The organism is Candidatus Seongchinamella marina (assembly GCF_026262685.1).
GTDB classification, from domain to species: domain Bacteria; phylum Pseudomonadota; class Gammaproteobacteria; order Pseudomonadales; family Halieaceae; genus Halioglobus; species Halioglobus marinus.
Genome location: NZ_SHNP01000002.1, coordinates 563,731 through 584,284, shown reverse-complemented (window position 1 = coordinate 584,284; position 20,554 = coordinate 563,731). Strand labels below are relative to the sequence as shown.

Below are 20,554 nucleotides of genomic sequence, written 5' to 3'. Positions count from 1 at the left end.
CGCAGTTCCGTCACTCCGGCGGCTGTGCGTATAATGGGGCCCTCTAACAAGAACTGGCGAGATGTCCCTGTGCTCGAATTGTTGACAGCTGGCGGGTGGTTAATGGTACTGATTGTACTGTGTTCCATCGTAGTGCTAGCCATTTGTATCGAACGACTCTATACCCTTAATCCCAAGAAAATTGCTCCGCCGCACTTGCTGGCCACGGTGTGGAAGCAACTCAAGGGCGGCGAGATGGATGCGGCGAGATTAAAAACGCTCAAGCAATCTTCGCCCTTGGGCCGGATCCTTGCCGCTGGTTTGAGCAATGCGTATCACGGTAGGGAGGTGATGAAAGAAAGTATTCAGGAAGCCGCCCAGCACGTGGTCCACGACCTGGAGCGGTACCTCAATACTCTTGGCACGATTGCCGCGATATCGCCCCTGCTGGGCTTGTTGGGCACAGTAGTGGGCATGATCCGGGTGTTTGCGGAAATCATGTCACAGGGCACCGGTAACGCCAGCGTGCTTGCAGGCGGTATTTCTGAGGCATTGATCACCACCGCGGCCGGACTGACAGTAGCGATACCCGCTTTGGCCATGCATCGTTACTTCATTGGTAAGATTGACGCTATCGTGGTTGAACTTGAGCAGGAGACGATCAAACTGGTCGATGCCTTGCACAGCGAAGAGAACACGGAAGACAGCCCTTGAAATTCAGGCGCCAACGACTCGATGACGTCAGCGTCAATCTGACACCATTAATTGATGTCGTGTTCCTGTTGTTGATTTTTTTTATGGTGTCGACCACATTTACGCGCGAGACACAGTTGAGTGTTGATTTGCCTGAAGCTCAGGGCCAGCTTAAAGAAAATAATGAAGAGGAAATTGAGATTCTGATAGACGAGGGTGGTGCTTATAGAGTGAATGGCCAGGGTCTGGTGGATAGGCGTATGCGCACGCTGCAAGCGGCCATTTATAAAATATCTGCTGGTGATACCACTATGCCCATGATTATCACTGCTGATGCCCAGGCGGCTCACGAAGACGTGGTGCGGGCGATGGATGCCGCTGGCCAGATGGGGTTTGTTCACTTAAGCATCACTACTCGCCAACCTACAGAAGGTCAAGCCGATGGCTAGTGCTCGCAAACAGTCGACATCCGCAGCAACGAACAAAGCGAGCGATTGGCAGTTATACGGCAGATTGCTCCGCTATGTGTTGCCTTACTGGTGGGTGTTCGCGCTCAGCCTGGTTGGCTACATGGTTTACTCACTGGGTAATGTGTTGTTGGCGGACATGATGCAGTTCTTACTGGATGCGCTCAACAAATCAGAGGCAGCGGACTCAGGGCTGGTTTCCCGTGTCGCCTATCGCTTCTTCTACGAGGAGGGTATGGATAAGCTGGAGTTTACCCGTATCGCATTCCCAATCAGTCTGGTGATACTGGCCTTCATCCGCTCTATGGGTTTTTTCGTCGGCACCTATTTTATGAATCATGTCGCACGCAACCTGATTCACACTCTGCGCTGCGAGCTGTTTGACAAAATGCTGGTGGCGCCCAGTGCCTACTACGACAGCCACAGCCAGGGCGTACTTATTTCCAAGATCACTTTCAACGTAGAGCAAGTGTCAGGCGCGGTCACCAAGGCATTGAAAATCATTGTCCGTGAAGGCCTTACTGTAATGGCCTTGCTAAGCTATATGCTCTACCTCAACTGGCGCTTGTGCCTCGTGTTCCTGGCGGTTGCCCCGGCCATCGCCCTGGTAGTCAGCGTAGTGGGCAAGCATTTTCGCCGTTACAGTCGCCGAATACAGGCCTCTATGGGTGATGTTACCCAGGTATCCAACGAGAGCATTGGCGCCTACCGCGAGGTGCGAATATTTGGCGGCCAGAGGCAACAGTCCAGACGCTTTTTTACGGCCAGTGAGTACAACCGGGCGCAGAGCCTTAAGCTGGCGCTACTGGATGCCCTGAGCACACCGGTTATCCAGACCCTGCTGGCGCTGTCACTGGCAGCATTGGTATGGTTTGCCTTAAAGCCAAGTTTGCTGGCTGATTTTTCAGCTGGATCACTGGTGGCGTTTCTCACTGCAGCCGGACAGCTTGGCAAGCCGATCCGTTCCCTTTCCGGGGTGCAGGCGGTGATTCAACGGGGTCTTGCGGCGGCAGAGGATATTTTTGCGCAGTTGGATCAGGAGGAGGAGTTAGATCATGGTGAATTGGATGTCTCTCGCGTAACAGGGGAAATCTCATTTCAGGATTTGAACTTTGCCTACCCGGGCAGTGAGACCCGGGTACTGCAGAACGTTTGCCTGGATATTCAAGCGGGAGAAACGATCGCTCTGGTGGGGCGTTCGGGCAGTGGCAAGAGCACCATAGTGCAATTGTTGGCTCGGTTTTATTCACCGTCCTCCGGCCGAATCCTTCTCGATGGCAGGCCCATCGAGGACTATACCCTGGCGAGCCTGCGTAAACAGCTGGCTTTGGTGTCCCAGAACGTGACCCTGTTTCACGATACCGTGTTTAACAATATTGCCTATGGAACCCTTGCCGAAAGTGGGCCGCAGGCGGTGGAACAGGCTCTGGAGTCAGCTTATGCAAAAGATTTTATAGCGCAAATGCCAGAGGGCATGAATACGATGCTGGGTGATGATGGCGGCGGTCTCAGCGGCGGACAGCGCCAGCGCATTGCCATTGCTCGTGCTTTTCTCAAGGACGCACCGGTCATTGTCCTGGATGAGGCCACTTCGGCGCTCGATAACGAGTCCGAGCACCGGATACAAAAGTCTCTGGACACCATCTCCCGGGATCGCACTACCATCATCATCGCCCATCGGCTTTCAACCGTAGAGCGGGCGGACCGAATTATCGTTATGGACGCGGGTCGAATTGTGGCCAGCGGTACCCATGAAGAGTTGTTAGCGGGAGAGGGCATTTATGCCCAGCTTTATCATCAGGAGTTCTCCGATTAATGTCGGCTCAGGGCCGCGGTTTGGAAGCAGCCTGGTATAGGGGTGACAGGTGGCTGTGGTTACTGCGGCCACTGGAGTGGCTATTTCGCTTGCTCGCTGCATTGCGTCGCCGGCTTTATCGCTCCGGTATCATTTCGTCCTATCGTGCTCCATTACCTATCGTTGTTGTCGGTAACATCACTGTGGGTGGTACCGGTAAGACTCCTGTTGTTATTGCCCTGGTTGAGGCATTGCAGGCTAAAGGCCTGCGCCCGGGCGTAGTGAGTCGGGGCTACGGCGCGACGAATGCCGACTTCCCCCATAGATTGAGTGAGTCCAGTGACGCCCGACAAAGTGGTGACGAACCGCTGCTAATCCATCGCCGAACCCAGGTTCCCTGTGTGGTGGATTCGGACAGGGCCAACGCGGTACAAGTACTGCTGCGACACAATGAACTGGATCTTGTTATTTGCGACGACGGGCTACAGCACTACGCGCTTGCAAGAGACTTCGAGATTGCCGTGGTTGATGCAACTCGTCGGCTGGGCAATGGGTTTTGTTTACCTGCGGGGCCGCTGCGTGAACCCGCATCGAGGTTGTTGAGCGTGGACAAAGTCTTGTATCGCGGGAGCGATTCTGCCGCCGACGGCGTTCGCTACGAACCAAAGGTATGGGTCAATTTGCAGACCGGCGAACAACGACCGCTGGATGAGTTTTCCGGCGGCGTCCTGGCCCTGGCACTTGCGGGTATTGGCCAACCCCAGCAGTTTTATTCTACGCTGGATAGTCTGGGTGTCACCTACCAGATCAGGGGATTCCCGGACCATCACAGCTATACCGCACAAGACTTTGCTGCTTTGGATGAAAGCCTGGTACTCATGACGGAAAAAGACGCGGTAAAATGCCAGTCATTAGCTGGCCCCAACGCCTGGTATTTGCAGATAGATGCACTGTTGCCTGGGGCTGCAGTGGCCGCAGTGTTACAACTGGTTCGTTCCTGACTTTTTAACAAGGTAAGCGCATGTCCTTCGCAGTAGTAATACCCGCCCGTTACGGCTCCAGTCGTCTTCCGGGAAAGCCTCTGCTGGATATTGCCGGCAAACCGATGATTCAGCGCGTTTGGGAGCAAGCCCATGGCGCCGGCGCCAGCGAGGTCGTAATCGCAACCGACGACAAACGTATAGAAGAGGTTGCCCAGGGCTTTGGTGCCCAGGTTTGCATGACTGATCCCAGCCATTCATCTGGCACAGATCGTCTTCAGGAAGTGGCGGCCCAACGAGGTTGGAATGACCAACAAATTGTTGTGAATGTGCAAGGGGATGAGCCATTGATTCCGCCCGCGCTGGTTGGCCAAGTGGCGACTAACCTGGGTGCTAATCCTTCCGCTGCAATTGCGACCCTGAGTGAACCGATTACCGACCTGAACGAACTGACAAACCCAAATGCCGTTAAGGTGGTTACCGACAGTCAGGGTATGGCGCTTTATTTTAGCCGTGCCGTTATTCCCTGGCCGCGAGAGGCTTTTGTGCTAAACCAGGCAGCGATGCCCGCTGGATCCTGGTTTCGCCATATAGGTATCTACGCCTATCGGGTGGGGTTTTTACATCGTTACGTAACATGGGCATCGGCGCCCATGGAGCAGTTGGAGCAGTTAGAGCAACTGCGCGCACTTTATAACGGTGAGCGTATTCATGTAGACCTTGCCAGTGAAACCGTCCCCGGTGGTGTCGATACCGCTGAGGATCTACAGGCAGTGCGCAGACTCATGGAGAATAGCAATGACTAGTCCCTATCCAACTCAGGTTTTGTTCGTTTGTCTGGGCAATATCTGCCGGTCGCCGACCGCACATGGTGTGTTTGAATCCATCGTTAAAGAGCGCGGCTTGCAGGAGTCAATTCATATCGACTCCTGTGGTACGGGCGATTGGCACATTGGCTACGCACCCGATCCTCGTGCGGTAACAGAGGCGGCGAAGAGAGGCTATGACCTTGGTGAACTAAGAGCGCGACAGGTTGAGCCTCGGGACTTCGGTGAATTTGATTATATTCTGGCAATGGATGAAAAGAACCTTTCCGATTTAAAAGCGATGTGCCCAGTGACGTTCTCTGGCTTCCTCGGGCTATTCTTGCCTTTCGATACGGCAGCGACGGTGCGGGAAGTCCCCGACCCTTACTATGGTGGTGATGAGGGATTCACAGATGTGTTGGATATGATCGAGGCCGCAAGCGAGGGACTGCTGCAGGAGATTTGCGGTGCAAATACTTCCGGCTGAATCCCTGAGGCCATATAACTCGCTTTCCCTTGAGGCTTCTGCTGCCGCGCTGGCGCTGGTTGATACTGAACAGGAACTCAGTAAAGCGCTGGATTGGTCCAGAGCTCAGGGGCTTGCGGTTCTGCCGCTGGGGCAGGGCAGTAATGTCGTAATCGTCGATGACCTTGAAGCACTGGTTGTCCGTCAACAGGGCACAGGCTTCAAGGTACTCGGCGAAAGTGATCATGAAGTTTCATTGCGGGTGAGCGCGGGGCAAGACTGGCATTCACTGGTAGAAAAAACGCTGGGGCAGGGCCTTTACGGTCTGGAAAATCTGGCGTTGATACCCGGCACTGTTGGAGCGGCACCGATTCAGAATATCGGCGCTTATGGCGTTGAACTTGACCGTTTTGTTCGAGCGGTGCAAGCGGTGGATATAGAGACTGGGGAGCATCTTGTGTTAACGCGCCAAGAGTGTGCTTTTGGGTATCGCGATAGCGTGTTCAAGCATGAATTGAGAGATAAAATCATTATCACAGCGGTAGACCTGTGCCTCTCCCGTGAGCCTGTAACTGCGGTGACTTATCCGGCTTTGCAAACGGAATTAGATGACAGCGGCATACGTGAACCGACTCCGCGAGATGTGTATTGCGCTGTAGTTAACGTGCGTCGCAGACGTTTGCCTGATCCCGCGGAAGAACCCAATGCGGGCAGCTTTTTTAAAAATCCGGTTATTGAACAAAGGCAGGCGGAAGCATTGTCGCGAGAGTTCGGTTCAATGCCGGTGTTTGTCCAGCAGGATAATCGAGTCAAGGTTCCGGCGGCCTGGCTTATTGATCAGATAGGCTGGAAAGGACATCGCCAGAACGGTGTAGGTGTGCATCCTGGGCATGCTCTGGTGTTGGTTAACTACGCAGGAGATTCCGGTAAAGCGCTTTTGCAGTTGGCCGCTGATATTAGCGCCTCTGTAAGCGAGCGCTTTGACATCAATCTGGAAATTGAGCCCCGCGTATATGGTTTGCCACAGTGAACGAGTTTGATAACAAGGCCTTCATAAGCACACTGACTTCTAGACCCGGCGTCTACCAGATGTATGACGAAGCGGGAAAATTACTCTACGTCGGCAAGGCGAAAAATCTCAAAAATCGGGTAGGTAGCTACTTTCGTGCCAGCGGACTCACCGATAAAACCCTTGCGCTGGTATCGAGAATTCATGATATTCAGGTGACCGTCACTTCCACTGAAGTAGACGCGCTGTTGCTTGAGCACAACCTGATCAAGAACTACCAGCCGCCCTACAATATTTTACTTAAGGACGATAAGTCCTTCCCGTACATTTACATTTCAACGGATAAATATCCGCGTATTTCTTTGCACAGGGGTGCTCAAAAAGGGAAGGGGCATTACTTCGGTCCTTATCCCAGTGCCGGTGCGGTGCGAGAGTCGCTGCATTTTTTGCAAAAAGTGTTCAAAGTAAGACAGTGTGAAAATAGTTATTTCCGCAATCGATCCAGGCCGTGTTTGCAGCATCAGATCGATCGCTGCACTGCTCCGTGTGTAGACATAGTGACAGAGGATGACTATGGCCAGCAGGTAGAAAACACCAGCTTATTCCTGCGTGGAAAATCTCAGCAACTGATGGTCAGGCTAGCCGATGATATGGAGCAGGCGGCTGCAAAACTTGAATTTGAATCAGCGGCTGTGCTGCGTGATCAGTTAGCTCAACTGCAGCATGTGCAGGCGAGTCAGGGCATTGAGGGGGTTAAGGGCGACCTTGATATTCTCGCTGCAGCGGTGGACACAGGGCGGGCATGTGTGCAGGTTTTGTTTGTGCGCGGTGCCAGAGTGCTGGGCAGTAAGACCTACTATCCGCCTTTGAAGCTGGAAGAGTCGCCAGGCGAAGTGCTAGCGGCTTTTGTGCCACAGTATTACCTTAACGGGACGCGGGCGGTGCCGGGTGAAATCATCGTCAATGAAGAGCCAGACAGTGTGTCTGCGCTGGCGGAGGCGCTTTCGGTGCAGGCAGAGCGTAAGGTGCAATTACGCAGTCGCGTGCGTGACGCCCGAGCACGCTGGCTTCGCTTGGCGCTGCAGACGGCTGAAACTAACCTCGCAGCGCATCTTGCCGGCAAGCAAACTGTGCAGGCGCGCTTGCAGGCGCTGCAAGAGTGTCTGTCATTGTCAGAGGTGCCAGAGCGTATGGAGTGCTTTGACATTAGCCATAGCTCTGGCGAAGCCACGGTCGCCTCTTGTGTTGTGTTTGACCAGAATGGTGCCCGTAAAAGCGACTATCGAAAATTTAATATAGAAGGTATCACCGGAGGCGATGATTACGCTGCCATGCAACAGGCGCTCGAGCGGCGTTACAAGCGGCTCAAGTCTGGAGAGGGTACCCAGCCCGATATACTCTTTATTGATGGCGGTAAAGGTCAGGTGTCCCAGGCCATGGGGGTGCTGGAAGATCTGCAGATCAGTGACGTATTGGTTATTGGGGTCGCCAAAGGCGCAACACGTAAAGCGGGGTTCGAAACCTTGATCGATGGGTCCACCGGGCGCGAGTCGCAGTTACCGGGGGACAGCCCCGCGCTGCATTTGATTCAGCAGATTCGTGATGAGGCGCACCGGTTTGCGATTACGGGGCATCGCGCACGCCGGGATAAAGTCCGGCAACGATCAGTGCTCGAAGATATTCCCGGGGTTGGAGCCAAGCGGCGCAGGGAATTGCTGCGCCACTTCGGCAGCGCCTCTGGTGTTGTTAATGCGAGCGTTGAAGAGTTGAAGAAAATTTCTGGAATAAGTGCCACAATGGCGGCACAAATTTACGATCATTTACACGACGTGGGTGCTAATGCAGACAGGAAGTAGGTTTTTGACGATCAATGTACCCAATACGCTGACTTTGCTCCGTATCTGCCTTATCCCAGTGCTGGTCGTTGTGTTCTACATGCCCTTTAAAAATCATTTATTAGTGGCGGCCGGTATTTTCGGTTTCGCCGCAGCGACCGACTGGGTTGACGGTTATCTTGCCCGCAAATTAGGCCAGATGACGGCTTTTGGTGCATTTCTCGACCCTGTCGCTGACAAGCTCATGGTTGCGGTCGCACTGGTGCTGTTGGTAGAACGCCACGATACGCAGCTGTTTACTCTAGCGGCCTGCGTCATCATTGGTCGGGAGATCGTGGTCTCGGCTCTGCGGGAGTGGATGGCAGAGCTTGGAGAGCGAACCTCAGTAGCCGTGTCCTACGTTGGCAAGGTAAAAACCGCTTTCCAAATGATTGCAATTACGGGTCTTTTGGCCATTGATCCTGCCACTCATGAGAGCTGGCTGCTGGCACTGTGCTACGTGGTTTTGTATGTGGCGGCGATATTGACCCTGTGGTCTATGTTCGTCTACCTGAAAGCGGCCTGGGTGGTGATGAAAGAACGCGATAATTCTTTTTAATTCAGATGCTTGCGAGATTATTGTGGAATTGCTGTTGACACTTGGCTCTCGGTGCATACAATAGGCGCCTCTTGAACGTACGCCGCCCTGCGGGGTACGCCTTAAGCGGGAATAGCTCAGTTGGTAGAGCGCAACCTTGCCAAGGTTGAGGTCGCCGGTTCGAACCCGGTTTCCCGCTCCAAATTCTCTTCAACAAGACTGGTCCTCAGTCGATATGGCTCGGTGGCAGAGTGGTAATGCAGCGGATTGCAAATCCGTCAACGCCGGTTCGATTCCGACCCGAGCCTCCATTTTTGATACAGGTATCCAAAGACCGAATCATGCAGCAAGCGCACATTGTGTCGCGCGTCCTGGTGCTTGCTTTGGGCTGTTGGTGCCATTTTGGTGCTAGTTTTCTATGCTTAAAGGTTCCAAAATGCCCGCGGATGTTTGCTATGCTAAAAGCAGAGCAAAGCAACGTTTTTACAAGAGGATGGCAGTAGATGACAGCAAGTGGCCCCTGGGGTTTGGATGAAGTCGCACAGTGGTTAGGAGAATGTAGATTCCCGATTCGGCTCGCATGTACCGCTGCCGATGGCTTTCCGCGCGTCGTATCAGTCTGGTTTCTATATAAAGAAGGATCCTTCTTTAGCGTTTCCCATCGCAATTCATCGCTGGTTAAGTTGCTTGCGGCATCGCCTCGCGTTGGTTTTGAAGTTTCGCCGAACGAACCTCCGTATCATGGCGTGCGAGGTCAGGGAATGGCTACGCTGATCTCTGAGGGCGCCGGCGATGTGCTCAACCAGGTGATTGACCGATACCTCGGAGAAACCAACAGTTCACTGGCGCAGTGGCTGCTGTCTCGGGTGGATGACGAGGTCATCATAAAGGTGGAACCGCAACGCTTTTTCAGCTGGGACTATCGAAACCGGATGGAATCACCTACGCAGGAGTAACGCCAGCAGCAATGTTGGGGAGCAGCGTTTCGGCCACTTCATCCAGCTTTAGTGTCGCCATAGAGTCGGCTCGGGTTGCGCCAGGGTTGATAATCGCTATCGCTTTGCCGGTGGCTTGCGCGTGCTTGCAGAAGCGGAAACCTGAATAAACCTGCAGCGAGCTGCCAATCACCAGGAGAGCATCGGCTCGGTCCAGGGCAGTCATGCTGGACTCAACCCGAGCCCGAGGGATGTTCGCTCCGAAGAACACGACATCAGGCATCAGGTTGCCGCCGCACTGAATGCAGGGTGGAACGTCGAAATCGTCTAGCTCAGTATCAGGTAGTTCACTGTCACCGTCGGGGCGCATGTCCCCTCTAGACAGCACCTGTGCTGAATTGTGGGTTAACAAACGTTGTTGCATTGTCTGTCTTTCCGTGAGGTCCTCGCAGGATAAACAGCGCACCCTATCCAGTCTGCCATGTAAATCCAGTACACTGCGACTACCTGCGCGCTGATGCAACCGGTCTACATTTTGCGTAATTAAAAACTCCAGGCGACCGTCGGCTTCTAATGCAGTGAGTGCCTTGTGTGCGGCATTGGGTTGGGCATCGTTAATCGTTGGCCAGCCGGCCATTGACCTCGCCCAATAGCGTCGCCGGGTTGCTGCATGATTAACAAAATCGTTGTGCTGGATAGGCTTGCGATGCTGCCATTGCCCCAAACCGTCGCGATAGGCGGGGATGCCGGAAGCGACGCTAATGCCTGCGCCGGAAAGGACTACCAGCTTGGGATGGAGCTGTAGGAATTCGACCAATCTGCTGGTGGGGCATTCTTCTGTGTTCATATCAAAAGTATACGTCCCAGGGTTTGTTAGCAGATCTCTGATCCACGCGAGAGTTTAAGCGTACATAATAAAAAACGGAGTAACGTTCGATGCAAATTCTGGTCACAGGCGGAACGGGGTTCATTGGCGACGCGCTGCTGCCCGCATTGCGGGCAGCAGGCCATGAGCTCATTGTCCTATCACGACAAACATTATCGAACACCACAGACACCACCTATGTTCGTGCATTGACGCAGTTATCAGCAGAAACGCAAGTGGACGCTGTTATCAATCTTGCTGGGGCATCGCTTGCCGGCAAGAGATGGAATACTCGTTACAAGAATGAAATTGTCGATAGCCGGATGAATATTACCGGAGAACTGATCCTTTGGATCGAGTCACGGGAGCAGAGACCATTGGTGTTACTGAGTGCCAGCGCGATTGGTTACTACGGTCATCACGGGGACGAAAGGCTCGACGAGCAGGGGAGCAGAGTTCCTGGTTTTTCCCAAAACTTGTGCGAGGAGTGGGAGTCAGCTGCAGAGAAAGCGGCGACATTAGGTGTTCGAACTTGTCTGCTCCGGCTCGGTGTTGTTCTCGATAGTGATGGCGGTGCATTCCAGCAAATGGCACCACCGTTCAAGCTTGGCGTCGGCAACTGGATCGGAAGCGGTCGGCAATGGCTCAGTTGGATTCACCGCACAGACGTTGTTGCAGCGATGCTGTTTTTGCTGGCAGACGATGCTTTGGAAGGGGCCTACAATCTCACTGCCCCCGAACCGGTGACGAGCAAGGGCTTTAGTGAGGCTATGGGGCAGGTGTGCAAGCTCTGGATTAGCCTGCCGGTGCCCGCGATAGTGATGCGCCTAATGCTGGGTGAGATGGCCCAAGAGCTGTTGATTAACGGGCAGCGCGTGGTCCCCGACCGATTGCAAGCGGCTGGTTTTGAATTCATGTACCCCGATTTGGATCAAGCTCTAGCTAAAATTGTGAGCACCTAAAACTGCGTTGCACACTGGCTTAGGCCGCCGTAGCAGATAGGGCTGCTCGCGCGGCCAGTGAGCGCGGGGTCACGGCGGGCCCATAGGTGGCGCGTCCGAGCAGCACGAGCGGCAGTGAAACGCGGGTCCCAGGGAAAAATGGGATTGACGAAACATCCATATTTTGAATGGCTGCGTACTATTACTGAAACCTTCATTTGGTGTAGTAAAATGGCAGAGCAACAACTTCAAGCAAGACCACTGTACGGCATTGGCACGGTTGCCAGATTGACTGGTCTAAAGCCTGACACCCTGCGTGTCTGGGAGCGGCGTTATAGTCTGGGAGCAAGCCAGAAATCGGAAACCGGAAGGCGACAGTATACCCAGGCAGATCTTGAGCACCTGCAGCTGGTATCGGCATTACTGTCTTCTGGCTCGCGCATCGGTGAGATCGCGTCGAGCGAGAGAAAAACGCTTGAGAGGTTGGTCGAAGCTTGTACCGACAAGTCGAGGACACAGGTCGCCAAAAAGCCCAGTGTAGTATTCGTGGGTGAGGCAATTTGTGAATGGTTAGGTGATCACCAGGGCTGTCTGACCGGGGTGAGCGCCCAACTGGCCTCTACGAGACTGGAGGCAGTCGACTTAGATATTTTCGCCGGCGTCGAAGACGTGGACCTGCTCGTAGTAGCCTGCGAGCGGATGAACACTGCGCAGATGAGTAAGCTGAACCAGGTGCGAGAAGTTGTAAACCCAACGTCCGTGCTGGTGTTGCAGTCAGGAATGAGCGAGAGCTGGTTGAACGAGCTGAGCGCTGAAGGCATTGCGAACATGGCGTTTCCACCGGACCGCGCGGAGTTAGCATTTCACATCACTCGCAGCTCTGCGGAAAAAGCAACACGCGACGGCATCAACAGCCTTGCGGATTTAGTGGCAGCCAGGCCGCGATTGCACGCAGAGGCTGTTTTAGCCGAGGCTTTGACGATGGAAACCAGCATCGCCTGTGAATGTCCGCAGCACTTATCAGGCCTAATTACTCAGTTGGCCAAATTCGAGGCTTACTCAGCGGAATGTTCGGCTGACAGCTGGAAAGACGCGGCAGTTCACTCGTGCATTTACGCCTACGCCAGTCAGGCGCGGTGGCTGATGGAAAAAGCTTTGGACATGGCTCTACAAAGCCACGAGGATGAAGTGGGCCAGAAGCGTCTAAAAGGCGCCTGACAGGAAGGTTGCAATAGGCCTCGTTGAGCATAGAATTGATCTGGCAAGCCCGCAGTGCGGGTTCACCAGAGGGACCAAGGCTTGAGTAAAACAGGGAAGTTTGTAGGAGTAGTTGGGACGGCAGTAATGTTTGCCTTTAGTGGCTGGATGTTTCAGCAAACGGGCGACTGGGTGGCGGCGGTCTTTGTTGTAGGTAGTCTCGCTTACGGCGTGTTCTTTTTTCTCCAAGAGGTTTCGGAGTGAACGTAGGTGTGCGCCGGCATTTTCTTGGCATCATCGTTTTGCTACTCTCGGGCTGTGCGACGCTGATTTCAGAAGTCGATCCACCAAAGATATCGCTTGAGAGTTTTCGCCCTCTGCCTTCCGAGGGTGCTGTCCCACGCTTCGAAATAAAGCTACGTATTGTCAATCCAAATAGGCAGAGTTTTGACATTGCGGGGATCAGTTATGGGGTGGAGATTCAGGGCAAAGAGTTAATAAGCGGTGTCACTAATGAGGTCCCGGTATTAGCTGCGTATTCTGAAGAGGTGGTAACACTCGATGCTGGCTTGCAGTGGTTCCAGCTGGTGCGCCTGCTCACTGGAGCCGGTAAAGTGGCCGGCGACAGTCTCGATTATCGTTTTACTGCGAAAGTGGATTTTAATGGCTTTGTGCCAACGCAGCGGGTTGAGGAAACAGGGTCCTTTACGTTGAACTGACCTCTAGCCGAGCAGTGACTGGGCAAAGATTGCCAGAATAATAACCGGGCAAAAGAACTTTACATACCAGGGCCAGATCTTCCAGAAAAGGCCCTGCGCCACTTCAGGATTGCCTTTGCTTAATTCCTCCAGCAAGGTATTGCGGTGCATGACCCAACCTGCGAACAAGCAAAGCATAAAGCCCAGCAGAGGCTGACTGTAGCGTGTCGTGAGCGCAACGACAAAACCAAAGAGTGTGTTGAAGTTCAGCAAAATGATGGTGCTGGCAACTGCAATCAATCCTCCAATTGCCCAGACTGCGGTACTTCGCCTCACGCCGTGCTCTTCAATGGTGTAGGCCACCGGCACTTCCAGCATTGAAATAGAGGAGGTGAGGGCAGCGATGCTCATCAGGAAGAAAAAAGTGAAACTCACGACTGTGCCGGTAATGCCCATGGTTCTAAAAAGCTCTGGCAGTACGGTAAAGATAAGTGTGTCTTCAGAAATCAGCGCACCGGCCTCGTTAAAGATTTCAACCCCGTTGTGCAGGGCTACATACATAGCAGGCAGAACCAAAAAACCCGCAAGAACAGCGATGGAGATATCGACCAGGGTCACCAGGCCTCCCAGCACAGGGAGATTTTCACTGTCGGAGATGTAAGAGCCGTAAACCAGCATGGTGCCTACTCCCAGGGACATTGAAAAAAACGCAGCTCCCAGTGCGGCGATGATTAGCTTGGGAGACAGTGCTTTCTCAAAATCGGGTAGCAGGTAGATTTTTAGTCCATCTGACGCTCCATCCAGAGAAAGGACATAGGCTACCAACAATGCCAGAGTGATGAGTAAGGCCGGCATCAATCGCTCAGACCAGCGTTCGATGCCCTGGCGGACTCCAGCGGAAATAATACTGATCGTCAGCACCATGAATAGCAACATGAATGCGATGTTGCGAGTGATTGAGAATGTTGTCAGCCAATCTGACATCTCCTGCATACCCAAAAGACCTGCTAATGAGGACAAACAAAAAGCGATCATCCAGCCCGCTACAATGGCGTAAAAACTAAGAATAAGGCTGGCCACTAAAAAGCCAACAACACCCGTGGTGACCCCTATTCTTCGCAGCAAATTAGTGGGGGAAATCAGTCTCAGTGCACTGACTGCATTGGCGTGCGCATGGCGCCCTATGATCAGCTCCGCCATTAGGGCGGGATAGGCGAGCGTGAATGCCAGGATCAGGTAAACCAGAAGGAAAGCGGCTCCACCGTTACTGGCTGCCTGGGTTGGGAATCCCCATATATTGCCAAGACCGACAGCCGAACCAGCGGCCGCCATTACAAAACCAAAACGGGAAGAGAATTCGCCACGTACTGATGCCATGATTTACCTTAATCGATTGTTATTAGCGCCGGAGTGTAACACGGCGTCGGGTAGCGCCAAGTCGACTCAGGCCGGGGTCGGATCACACGGTCGTTCGATGCGTTTTCGCCTGTCGGATCCGAATATTCTTCGTACTAACTGTGGTAACAGAGACAGTATTTCAGCATAGGCATCTGCGGCCGCCGCCACTGGAGAAATAGTCACCTTGGGCTTTTCGAAGTTGCCTTTGACCCTAATGGATGAGGGCACCTGTAGCTTGCGGGTTTTGGAGCGCGGCGTAAATCTTACATCCAGCGATTGGTCAGCCAGATTAAGCAGCGCAGAGCCGGTGGCGACCATTTTGCTGGTTTCAATGTATAAACTGTCAGTGGAGGCAACACCATCATTGAGTAAAAATAGAGCCATAGTGCAGTCAATTTTCGTTGAATCTTCCAATGCCGCACCCGAGTAAAACCATGCGAGAAGATCGGTGGCTAAAATATCGTAGGCGGCTCCCTCAACAACCGCATTTTTTAAAGAAACAGCAAGATTGCCATTCAGTGTTTCCAGAAGCCTTTGATAAGAGCTACCTTGCGAGGTGATGCCTCCGCGCAAGTTCGCGATCCCGCTAATATCGAAGTCGATTCCCAGGTCTTTACTAATAAGCTCTACTGGTATGGCAAGGGCTTCACCTGCCAGGCTTACATAGGGTGGGGAGGTGTTGAGGTCGATAATGCCCCGTATCTCGGTATTGGACTGGTCATAGGCCGCTGAAAGCTGGCGCAGGGTGTAGCGGCGTTCGTTGCCCGTGAAGTGCATAACGAAGCTTTCTATATTGATGTTATTGCCCTCGATGCCGCCGAAATTGAGCATGATGTCCGTGTCATAGTTTGGTGTGTTCTGCAGGGCATTCTGCAAGCGAACTGCGTGGTCTATCTCGTTCAATTGCTCGAGTGGTTTGTATTTTTTTTCTTGTTTTGTTGTCGCTTGCAGGCCGATATCCTGTAGCTGAACGACCGGGCTATCGAGCTGCAGTGACAGGCTTTGCACAGTATCAGCATTGAGCACAATTGCAGCAACAGCCGACAGTTGAGTTTCGCCGAAACGGGTACTCGCTCGGGCACTTATCTTGCCTTTATTCGATTGCAGCTGCAGCACGCCACTGCTGGGGCTCATGTCCAGCCCGGTTATGGCCCGCAGGAACGAGGGGTCCCGAAGCTTGTAGTCAAGAGTCAGGTCCGCAGATGGCAGCCCGGTGATATCCTCTACATGGCCAAGTAGACTTGTTTCAAAAGGTCCGTCTGTCTGGGCGCTATGTATGTTCAACTTGCTGAGGTTCCAGCTTTCTGTGGGCTTGCTTATCTCGAATGAACCTTCCAGTTGCCCCAGGTCGCCCTCGTAAGTCAGATCTTGCAACACGGTCAAGAAAAGGGCTTTGGTATCAATCCCGGAAAATGTATTTCGCAGACGAACTCCCCGAAATTCGCCCAGGTCAAAAATGCTGCCCGAAGCGCGCAATTCAGCACCATCGTCACTCAGTGTTAACAAAATATCATCAAGACTAATCCGGGCGTCCTGCTGAACCAGAACAGCCCGACTATTAACTTCACCAAAAACCGGCACGGGAAACGCAACATATTGGGAGAGGGCGCTGGTATCGCTCAATTGGACGGACACTTTGCCCTTAAGCAGAGAGAGTGGAACTTGCTCCTGCAGGCGAATTACTCCAGCGTGTGGCTCCAATGTTGCATTAATGTCGCTTGATTTGGCGGTAATGATGCCGCCGGTGATATTTAGCTCGTCTCCATTACCCCGCAGTAGCACCTGGCCATCAACTTCAAAGCCCTCAGGCACCCCCGCCAGATTGTAGTCGGAGAGGTGTTTGGAGTCGGAGGTAAACAGGGACAACTTCAATCGAGAGTTTTCTATCTTTGAAAAACCGACTGAAGAGGGTGCGTTACTAATACTTGCGTCGCCTGTAATTCGCAGCAGCGCAGTTTCAGCTGTGCCGACCTCGGCGACAAAATTTTCCAATCTTAGCGCCGCGAATGACCCGAGTAGTACCCCACTGGCACTAAAAGCGCCCGGGTCATGGGGTAGTTTCCCGGTCCATGGCGACAGGGCGGTCAGAGTCGGGCCGAAAATGTCGATCGTTACCTTGTTTTGGATAGCATTGCTCAATTGCGGATTCAGGCGCCCCTGAATATTAACCGTCAAGCCTTGATCGTTCTCGCTGCGTAAAATGAACTGCTCCACAAGGGGATTCTCCAGGGTTCCGGAGATGGTAGCGCTGCCCATAGCGCCACCAAACGGGCTTAGGTCAATGCTAAGCCAGCCCAGTGCAGCCTCCAGGGAAGTGAGCTCGCCTGAGGCAGTCAGCTGTATTTCTTTGCTGCCGCCTAGGTCGTACTTCATATGGCCGTGGGCCTCTATCCCATACTCGGGCATGTTGTCGAGTACAAATAACGCATCTGACAAGACGAATCCTTGTGTATCACCTCGCATTCGAGCGCGAACTGTAAGGCTCCCTTCCAGCGGTCTAGGGGTATTGAACCCGCGCATGAACTGCGAAACGTCGTGGTAGTCGGCATCAAGGCTGAAGTCATAATTGAATTCATCGACTGTACCTTGAAGCTCGCCTTGCAGAACAACTGAACTGCCACTCTCAGGTGCGGTGAATGCGGCATTCAGTATGAGACCTGCCGATTGTTGCTCTTCAAAAGCGGCGGCAATATCGACTTGGACTGCCAGTGGTTCACCCTCGTACTCGGCGGTTGCCGTCGCCAGAAAGCGAGTTCGGTCTAGTCTTTTACCGACGATGTACTGCAGGGGAAATATCAGGGTTTCTTCAGCGGCGGTAATAAAGTGTAAACGTCCGATCTCTAATTCCTCAGGCAGCCAGCGCAGGTGTTTCAGAGACTTCACTGGCGAAGGCTTACTGGAATCATTGGACGATATATAAATGGTGACTTGAGAGGCCGTCAGCGTACTTTCCGCCAAAGTTCCTCGGTAGATGTCCATGACGTTGACGTCCCCTTTGAAGTTGAGGACGCTCAGGAATGGTGGGCCGGCACCAGTTTTAGGGTAGAGATGAATCTCGCTGGCAGAGGCCAGTCCGCTAAAGGGTTTTATTACGGGCCTGCTAAGCTCGAGACGCAAGTCAGTAAAGGTATTTACCGACCAGTGAGACACAAACAATAGGGCGCGCTCGTAACTCATCAGTCCTAAAGGCACCAGCAACATCACAAGCAACAGGCTGATAGCGGTTATCACTGTGCGCATGTAGTGTCGGATTCCGGGGGGACGAATACCGCAAATTGTAACACGGTGGATTTTTCGCAAAACCTAATGCGAATTTGCCTTGCACCGGGGTGAATATGCTATGATGCCGCCGCCTTCCAGGGGAGCCTTTTAGCCCCTTTGTAGCCCGGATGGTGGAATTGGTAGACACAGGAGACTTAAAATCTCCCGGCTTCACAGCTGTGCGGGTTCAAGTCCCGCTCCGGGCACCATGTTGCTTGCAGGCAAACCCTAATGCCTGCCTCAATTATAGCGGGACTGGACTGAATGCGTCTTAGGCCCCGTATCTAATCTATCTGCTTTAACTCATCGTTACAGACCCGCGCGCCTGCTTAATATATTTTGTAACGGTGTAAAGAGAGGTCGTGGCAAGTATGTAAGATATCGGGTACACCGGGATCGAATAACGAGGCAACCAGTGCACAATACTCAAACCCGCGATGAAGGAGAACCACACCACTGCGATCGGGAAAATATGAGCATACAGCCCGGATTTTTTCCGCTGTAGGAATGCGATTATTGCGAAAACACCGGAAAAGATAGCCAAAGCATATAATGGCCAGTGGAGCCATCTCATCAAAGTACGCAGGCTGCCTAGCAGTTCACTCGAGTCGAAGGTCGAAGCCCGCATGGGGTAAATCTCTGCACCCCCATTGTATGTATTATCGAAATGCCAGGCATAAAGCCAGCGAGCGCAGCAATTCCAGCTTAGATACTTCTCGGTAATTTCTGAAAAACTTCTCTCAGTTCTGAATCGTGAATCGGGATCTTTGTTATCGACAATGACATGAGTGTGCCCTGCTACGTAAAAATTTGGCGGTTTGGCACTGTTGCTAAGGTACTCCAGAGGCGTTTTTAGATTGGTGTAGTCACGCTGCAGCGCGTCATTTTTCCCAGCGACATCCATAGCGGTCGCGGCGAACCATTGAAAAGTGACGTAGACGGCGAGCGCGCCTACGCAGGCTGCTCCACCTACCGATATTCTGGCTTTCATACCTCGTGGTTCAATCCCGCCTGGCGATAGCAAGAGAATGGGTGCGAGCGCAAGCGGCACGACAAAGCCAATCGTGCGCACGTGCCCAGAGAAGCACAGTATCAGCATGCCCAGGAACGACATTGTCATGCTCGATCGGCGCCAGCCGTAAATCGAAGTAGCAAGACCTGTCATCAGCATAGAGGTATACAAAGTCTCCGTGAGAATAACTTCCGATAAGGCTATATGGTGAGGGGAAATCGCAACCAGGAATGCTGCAAAGAAAGCCCACCCGAGAGGCACAAAAGCATAGGCTAGTAACAAAGCCGACACGCAAGTTAGCGAGCCCAATATTGCCTGAGCCAATTGGACCCTGGGTTTTATTTTTCGCGAGTCCGGTGGGTCGGAAAAAAATAGAGATAGAAAAATGGGGTAGCCGGGCGCCAAATCGGTACGGGTCGACGGTGCACGAGTGCCGTTAGGCGGATCGAGAGAATGGGCCCCAAACTTGAAATTGTTATAAGCTGCTGTGAAATATTTTACGGAATCCGCACGTATATCGATGGCCTCTTCAGCGCCGGCAAGATATTGCCACCTTAAAAAAAAACTAAAAACAAATAAAGCGACGCATGCCGCGGCTAGTGGCACTATGCGTGAGTCATTGCGGTACACTTTCCTACTCCTGATGTATCGATAAGTGCTTTCCATGCCAGCTATTGCGCATGACATAAGCTGCGCAGCGCCAGTGTAACACTAGAATTCTATAGCCAGAAATGCGGAATACTGTTGCCTTACTTCCGGTTGACGAAGAGTTCAGAGCCAATTGCGGGGTTTGCTATGGCACGCTTTGGCGCCGCCGAAGTCGAGGTGCCGCTGTCGCATCGACGGTGGTGGTTTGCGATAAGCGGGTATCGTCGAGAGTTCTGCATATGAATATATGCTTGCTCGAGTCCCTTTATAAGCACCACATCGATGTACCTTGCCTTCTTTTTGTGCTGCAGCGCTGCTATGCTTTGGACTCTTTGCGATCCATTCATCGAGCGAGGCACGCTTTGAAACAAGCTCTTATCAACATGTTGACCATGCAGGACAAAATGAACACTCGCGTCCATGAGAACTGGGTGAGCCAGGGGTTCGAGTGGTATCGGGCTGCCTGGATAGAGTGTGGAGAGCTCATTGATCACTATGGTTTCAAATGGTGGAAGAAGCAGGAACCGGACCTTGAGCAGGTGCGCCTGGAAGCAGTCGACATTTGGCACTTTGGAATGTCGGCACTGTTTGTAGCTGGTAAATCCATCGAGCACATTGCCGATGATATACATGCTGAGCTGCAGGCGCATGAGCCATCAGGCTTGGGTGTTCGGGAAGCCACCGAGGCACTCGCGCTGCATTGTTTGGGGACCAAAGGCTTTTCCCCCAGTTTGTTCTGGGATCTCATGTTGGCATCGGGTTTAGATTTTGACGGCCTTTACCGGTCTTACGTGGGTAAAAATGTGCTCAATTTCTTCCGCCAGGATCACGGCTATAAGGCGGGCACCTACATTAAAAATTGGGACGGCAGAGAGGATAACGAGCATCTGGTGGAATTGCTGGAGTCTCTTGATGCCCAGGATGATCAGTTTGCAGAGCATGTGTATGCTGCGCTTGAAAAACGCTACCGGGAAATGGCTCTGGGTTAATCT

General features: G+C 52.8%; 18 protein-coding genes and 3 tRNA genes. 17 read left to right on the top strand and 4 right to left on the bottom strand.

The window, feature by feature from the left end; translation table 11 throughout:
- The first annotated feature begins 69 nt into the window (after nt 1-69).
- From EYC87_RS07610 to EYC87_RS07555, 12 genes are all read left to right on the top strand, one after another.
- The gene (locus EYC87_RS07610) at nt 70-693 is read left to right on the top strand and encodes a MotA/TolQ/ExbB proton channel family protein (RefSeq protein ID WP_040540252.1); all 624 of its coding nucleotides are present in this window, start codon (nt 70-72) and stop codon (nt 691-693) included.
- On the top strand, nt 690-1,121 hold the full coding sequence (locus EYC87_RS07605; RefSeq protein ID WP_279252347.1) for an ExbD/TolR family protein: 432 nt from the start codon (nt 690-692) through the stop codon (nt 1,119-1,121). Before EYC87_RS07610 ends, EYC87_RS07605 begins: the two co-directional genes overlap by 4 nt.
- Nucleotides 1,114-2,955, top strand: coding sequence for a lipid A export permease/ATP-binding protein MsbA (gene msbA, locus EYC87_RS07600; protein WP_279252346.1), 1,842 nt, complete (start codon nt 1,114-1,116; stop codon nt 2,953-2,955). The genes EYC87_RS07605 and msbA overlap by 8 nt, the downstream gene beginning before the upstream one ends.
- A complete protein-coding gene (gene lpxK, locus EYC87_RS07595) occupies nt 2,955-3,935 on the top strand; it encodes a tetraacyldisaccharide 4'-kinase (RefSeq protein WP_279252345.1) in 981 nt (326 codons plus the stop codon). Before msbA ends, lpxK begins: the two co-directional genes overlap by 1 nt.
- A 20-nt stretch (nt 3,936-3,955) precedes the next feature.
- Entirely contained in the window at nt 3,956-4,720 is a 765-nt protein-coding gene (gene kdsB / locus EYC87_RS07590; RefSeq protein WP_279252344.1) for a 3-deoxy-manno-octulosonate cytidylyltransferase, read from the top strand.
- Nucleotides 4,713-5,207 (top strand): low molecular weight protein-tyrosine-phosphatase, encoded by a 495-nt coding sequence (locus EYC87_RS07585; RefSeq protein ID WP_279252343.1) that lies wholly within the window; start codon nt 4,713-4,715, stop codon nt 5,205-5,207. Before kdsB ends, EYC87_RS07585 begins: the two co-directional genes overlap by 8 nt.
- Nucleotides 5,188-6,216: a UDP-N-acetylmuramate dehydrogenase gene (gene murB, locus EYC87_RS07580; RefSeq protein ID WP_279252342.1), complete on the top strand. Its 1,029-nt coding sequence runs from the start codon at nt 5,188-5,190 to the stop codon at nt 6,214-6,216. The genes EYC87_RS07585 and murB overlap by 20 nt, the downstream gene beginning before the upstream one ends.
- Complete coding sequence (gene uvrC / locus EYC87_RS07575; protein WP_279252341.1) at nt 6,213-8,051, top strand: excinuclease ABC subunit UvrC; 1,839 nt, start codon at nt 6,213-6,215, stop codon at nt 8,049-8,051. The genes murB and uvrC overlap by 4 nt, the downstream gene beginning before the upstream one ends.
- 10 nt (nt 8,052-8,061) lie before the next feature.
- Entirely contained in the window at nt 8,062-8,628 is a 567-nt protein-coding gene (gene pgsA, locus EYC87_RS07570; RefSeq protein WP_040540254.1) for a CDP-diacylglycerol--glycerol-3-phosphate 3-phosphatidyltransferase, read from the top strand.
- A 105-nt stretch (nt 8,629-8,733) separates the two neighbouring features.
- Nucleotides 8,734-8,809, top strand: a tRNA-Gly gene (locus EYC87_RS07565).
- A gap of 35 nt (nt 8,810-8,844) precedes the next feature.
- A tRNA-Cys gene (locus tag EYC87_RS07560) sits at nt 8,845-8,918 on the top strand.
- Between the two features lie 192 nt (nt 8,919-9,110).
- Nucleotides 9,111-9,563: a pyridoxamine 5'-phosphate oxidase family protein gene (locus tag EYC87_RS07555; RefSeq protein WP_279252340.1), complete on the top strand. Its 453-nt coding sequence runs from the start codon at nt 9,111-9,113 to the stop codon at nt 9,561-9,563.
- Here the strand turns inward: EYC87_RS07555 and EYC87_RS07550 are convergent.
- Entirely contained in the window at nt 9,550-10,389 is an 840-nt protein-coding gene (locus EYC87_RS07550) for an NAD-dependent protein deacetylase (protein ID WP_279252339.1), read from the bottom strand. The genes EYC87_RS07555 and EYC87_RS07550 overlap by 14 nt on opposite strands.
- Before the next feature lie 89 nt (nt 10,390-10,478).
- Here EYC87_RS07550 and EYC87_RS07545 point away from each other — a divergent pair, with 89 nt between their 5' ends.
- From EYC87_RS07545 to EYC87_RS07535, 3 genes are all read left to right on the top strand, one after another.
- Nucleotides 10,479-11,369: a TIGR01777 family oxidoreductase gene (locus EYC87_RS07545; protein WP_279252338.1), complete on the top strand. Its 891-nt coding sequence runs from the start codon at nt 10,479-10,481 to the stop codon at nt 11,367-11,369.
- Nucleotides 11,370-11,579: 210 nt separating this feature from the next.
- Nucleotides 11,580-12,566, top strand: a complete 987-nt coding sequence (locus EYC87_RS07540; protein ID WP_279252337.1) for a MerR family transcriptional regulator — start codon at nt 11,580-11,582, stop codon at nt 12,564-12,566.
- Between the two features lie 239 nt (nt 12,567-12,805).
- Nucleotides 12,806-13,264 (top strand): LEA/WHy family protein, encoded by a 459-nt coding sequence (locus EYC87_RS07535; RefSeq protein WP_279252336.1) that lies wholly within the window; start codon nt 12,806-12,808, stop codon nt 13,262-13,264.
- Nucleotides 13,265-13,267: 3 nt separating this feature from the next.
- Here the strand turns inward: EYC87_RS07535 and EYC87_RS07530 are convergent, their stop codons facing one another.
- Both EYC87_RS07530 and EYC87_RS07525 read right to left on the bottom strand, forming a co-directional pair.
- Entirely contained in the window at nt 13,268-14,620 is a 1,353-nt protein-coding gene (locus EYC87_RS07530) for a sodium-dependent transporter (protein WP_279252335.1), read from the bottom strand.
- A gap of 66 nt (nt 14,621-14,686) precedes the next feature.
- On the bottom strand, nt 14,687-17,881 hold the full coding sequence (locus EYC87_RS07525) for an AsmA family protein (RefSeq protein WP_279252334.1): 3,195 nt from the start codon (nt 17,879-17,881) through the stop codon (nt 14,687-14,689).
- Between the two features lie 143 nt (nt 17,882-18,024).
- Here EYC87_RS07525 and EYC87_RS07520 point away from each other — a divergent pair.
- Nucleotides 18,025-18,111, top strand: a tRNA-Leu gene (locus EYC87_RS07520).
- An 89-nt stretch (nt 18,112-18,200) separates the two neighbouring features.
- On the opposite strand, the gene EYC87_RS07515 is transcribed toward EYC87_RS07520, so the two are convergent.
- On the bottom strand, nt 18,201-19,022 hold the full coding sequence (locus EYC87_RS07515; RefSeq protein ID WP_279252333.1) for a hypothetical protein: 822 nt from the start codon (nt 19,020-19,022) through the stop codon (nt 18,201-18,203).
- A gap of 923 nt (nt 19,023-19,945) precedes the next feature.
- Between EYC87_RS07515 and EYC87_RS07510 the strand changes: the two genes are divergently transcribed.
- Nucleotides 19,946-20,551: a dUTP diphosphatase gene (locus EYC87_RS07510; RefSeq protein WP_423243967.1), complete on the top strand. Its 606-nt coding sequence runs from the start codon at nt 19,946-19,948 to the stop codon at nt 20,549-20,551.
- The last annotated feature ends 3 nt before the right edge of the window (nt 20,552-20,554 follow it).

What these genes read in the sequence shown, in the direction of transcription:
- msbA (WP_279252346.1), top strand. Translation starts at nt 1,114, where the DNA reads ATGGCTAGTGCTCGCAAACAGTCGACATCCGCAGCAACGAACAAAGCG.
- lpxK (WP_279252345.1), top strand. Translation starts at nt 2,955, where the DNA reads ATGTCGGCTCAGGGCCGCGGTTTGGAAGCAGCCTGGTATAGGGGTGAC.
- kdsB (WP_279252344.1), top strand. Translation starts at nt 3,956, where the DNA reads ATGTCCTTCGCAGTAGTAATACCCGCCCGTTACGGCTCCAGTCGTCTT.
- EYC87_RS07585 (WP_279252343.1), top strand. Translation starts at nt 4,713, where the DNA reads ATGACTAGTCCCTATCCAACTCAGGTTTTGTTCGTTTGTCTGGGCAAT.
- EYC87_RS07555 (WP_279252340.1), top strand. Translation starts at nt 9,111, where the DNA reads ATGACAGCAAGTGGCCCCTGGGGTTTGGATGAAGTCGCACAGTGGTTA.
- EYC87_RS07550 (WP_279252339.1), bottom strand. Translation starts at nt 10,389, where the DNA reads ATGAACACAGAAGAATGCCCCACCAGCAGATTGGTCGAATTCCTACAG.
- EYC87_RS07545 (WP_279252338.1), top strand. Translation starts at nt 10,479, where the DNA reads ATGCAAATTCTGGTCACAGGCGGAACGGGGTTCATTGGCGACGCGCTG.
- EYC87_RS07540 (WP_279252337.1), top strand. Translation starts at nt 11,580, where the DNA reads ATGGCAGAGCAACAACTTCAAGCAAGACCACTGTACGGCATTGGCACG.
- EYC87_RS07530 (WP_279252335.1), bottom strand. Translation starts at nt 14,620, where the DNA reads ATGGCATCAGTACGTGGCGAATTCTCTTCCCGTTTTGGTTTTGTAATG.
- EYC87_RS07525 (WP_279252334.1), bottom strand. Translation starts at nt 17,881, where the DNA reads ATGCGCACAGTGATAACCGCTATCAGCCTGTTGCTTGTGATGTTGCTG.
- EYC87_RS07515 (WP_279252333.1), bottom strand. Translation starts at nt 19,022, where the DNA reads ATGACAATGTCGTTCCTGGGCATGCTGATACTGTGCTTCTCTGGGCAC.
- EYC87_RS07510 (WP_423243967.1), top strand. Translation starts at nt 19,946, where the DNA reads ATGTTGACCATGCAGGACAAAATGAACACTCGCGTCCATGAGAACTGG.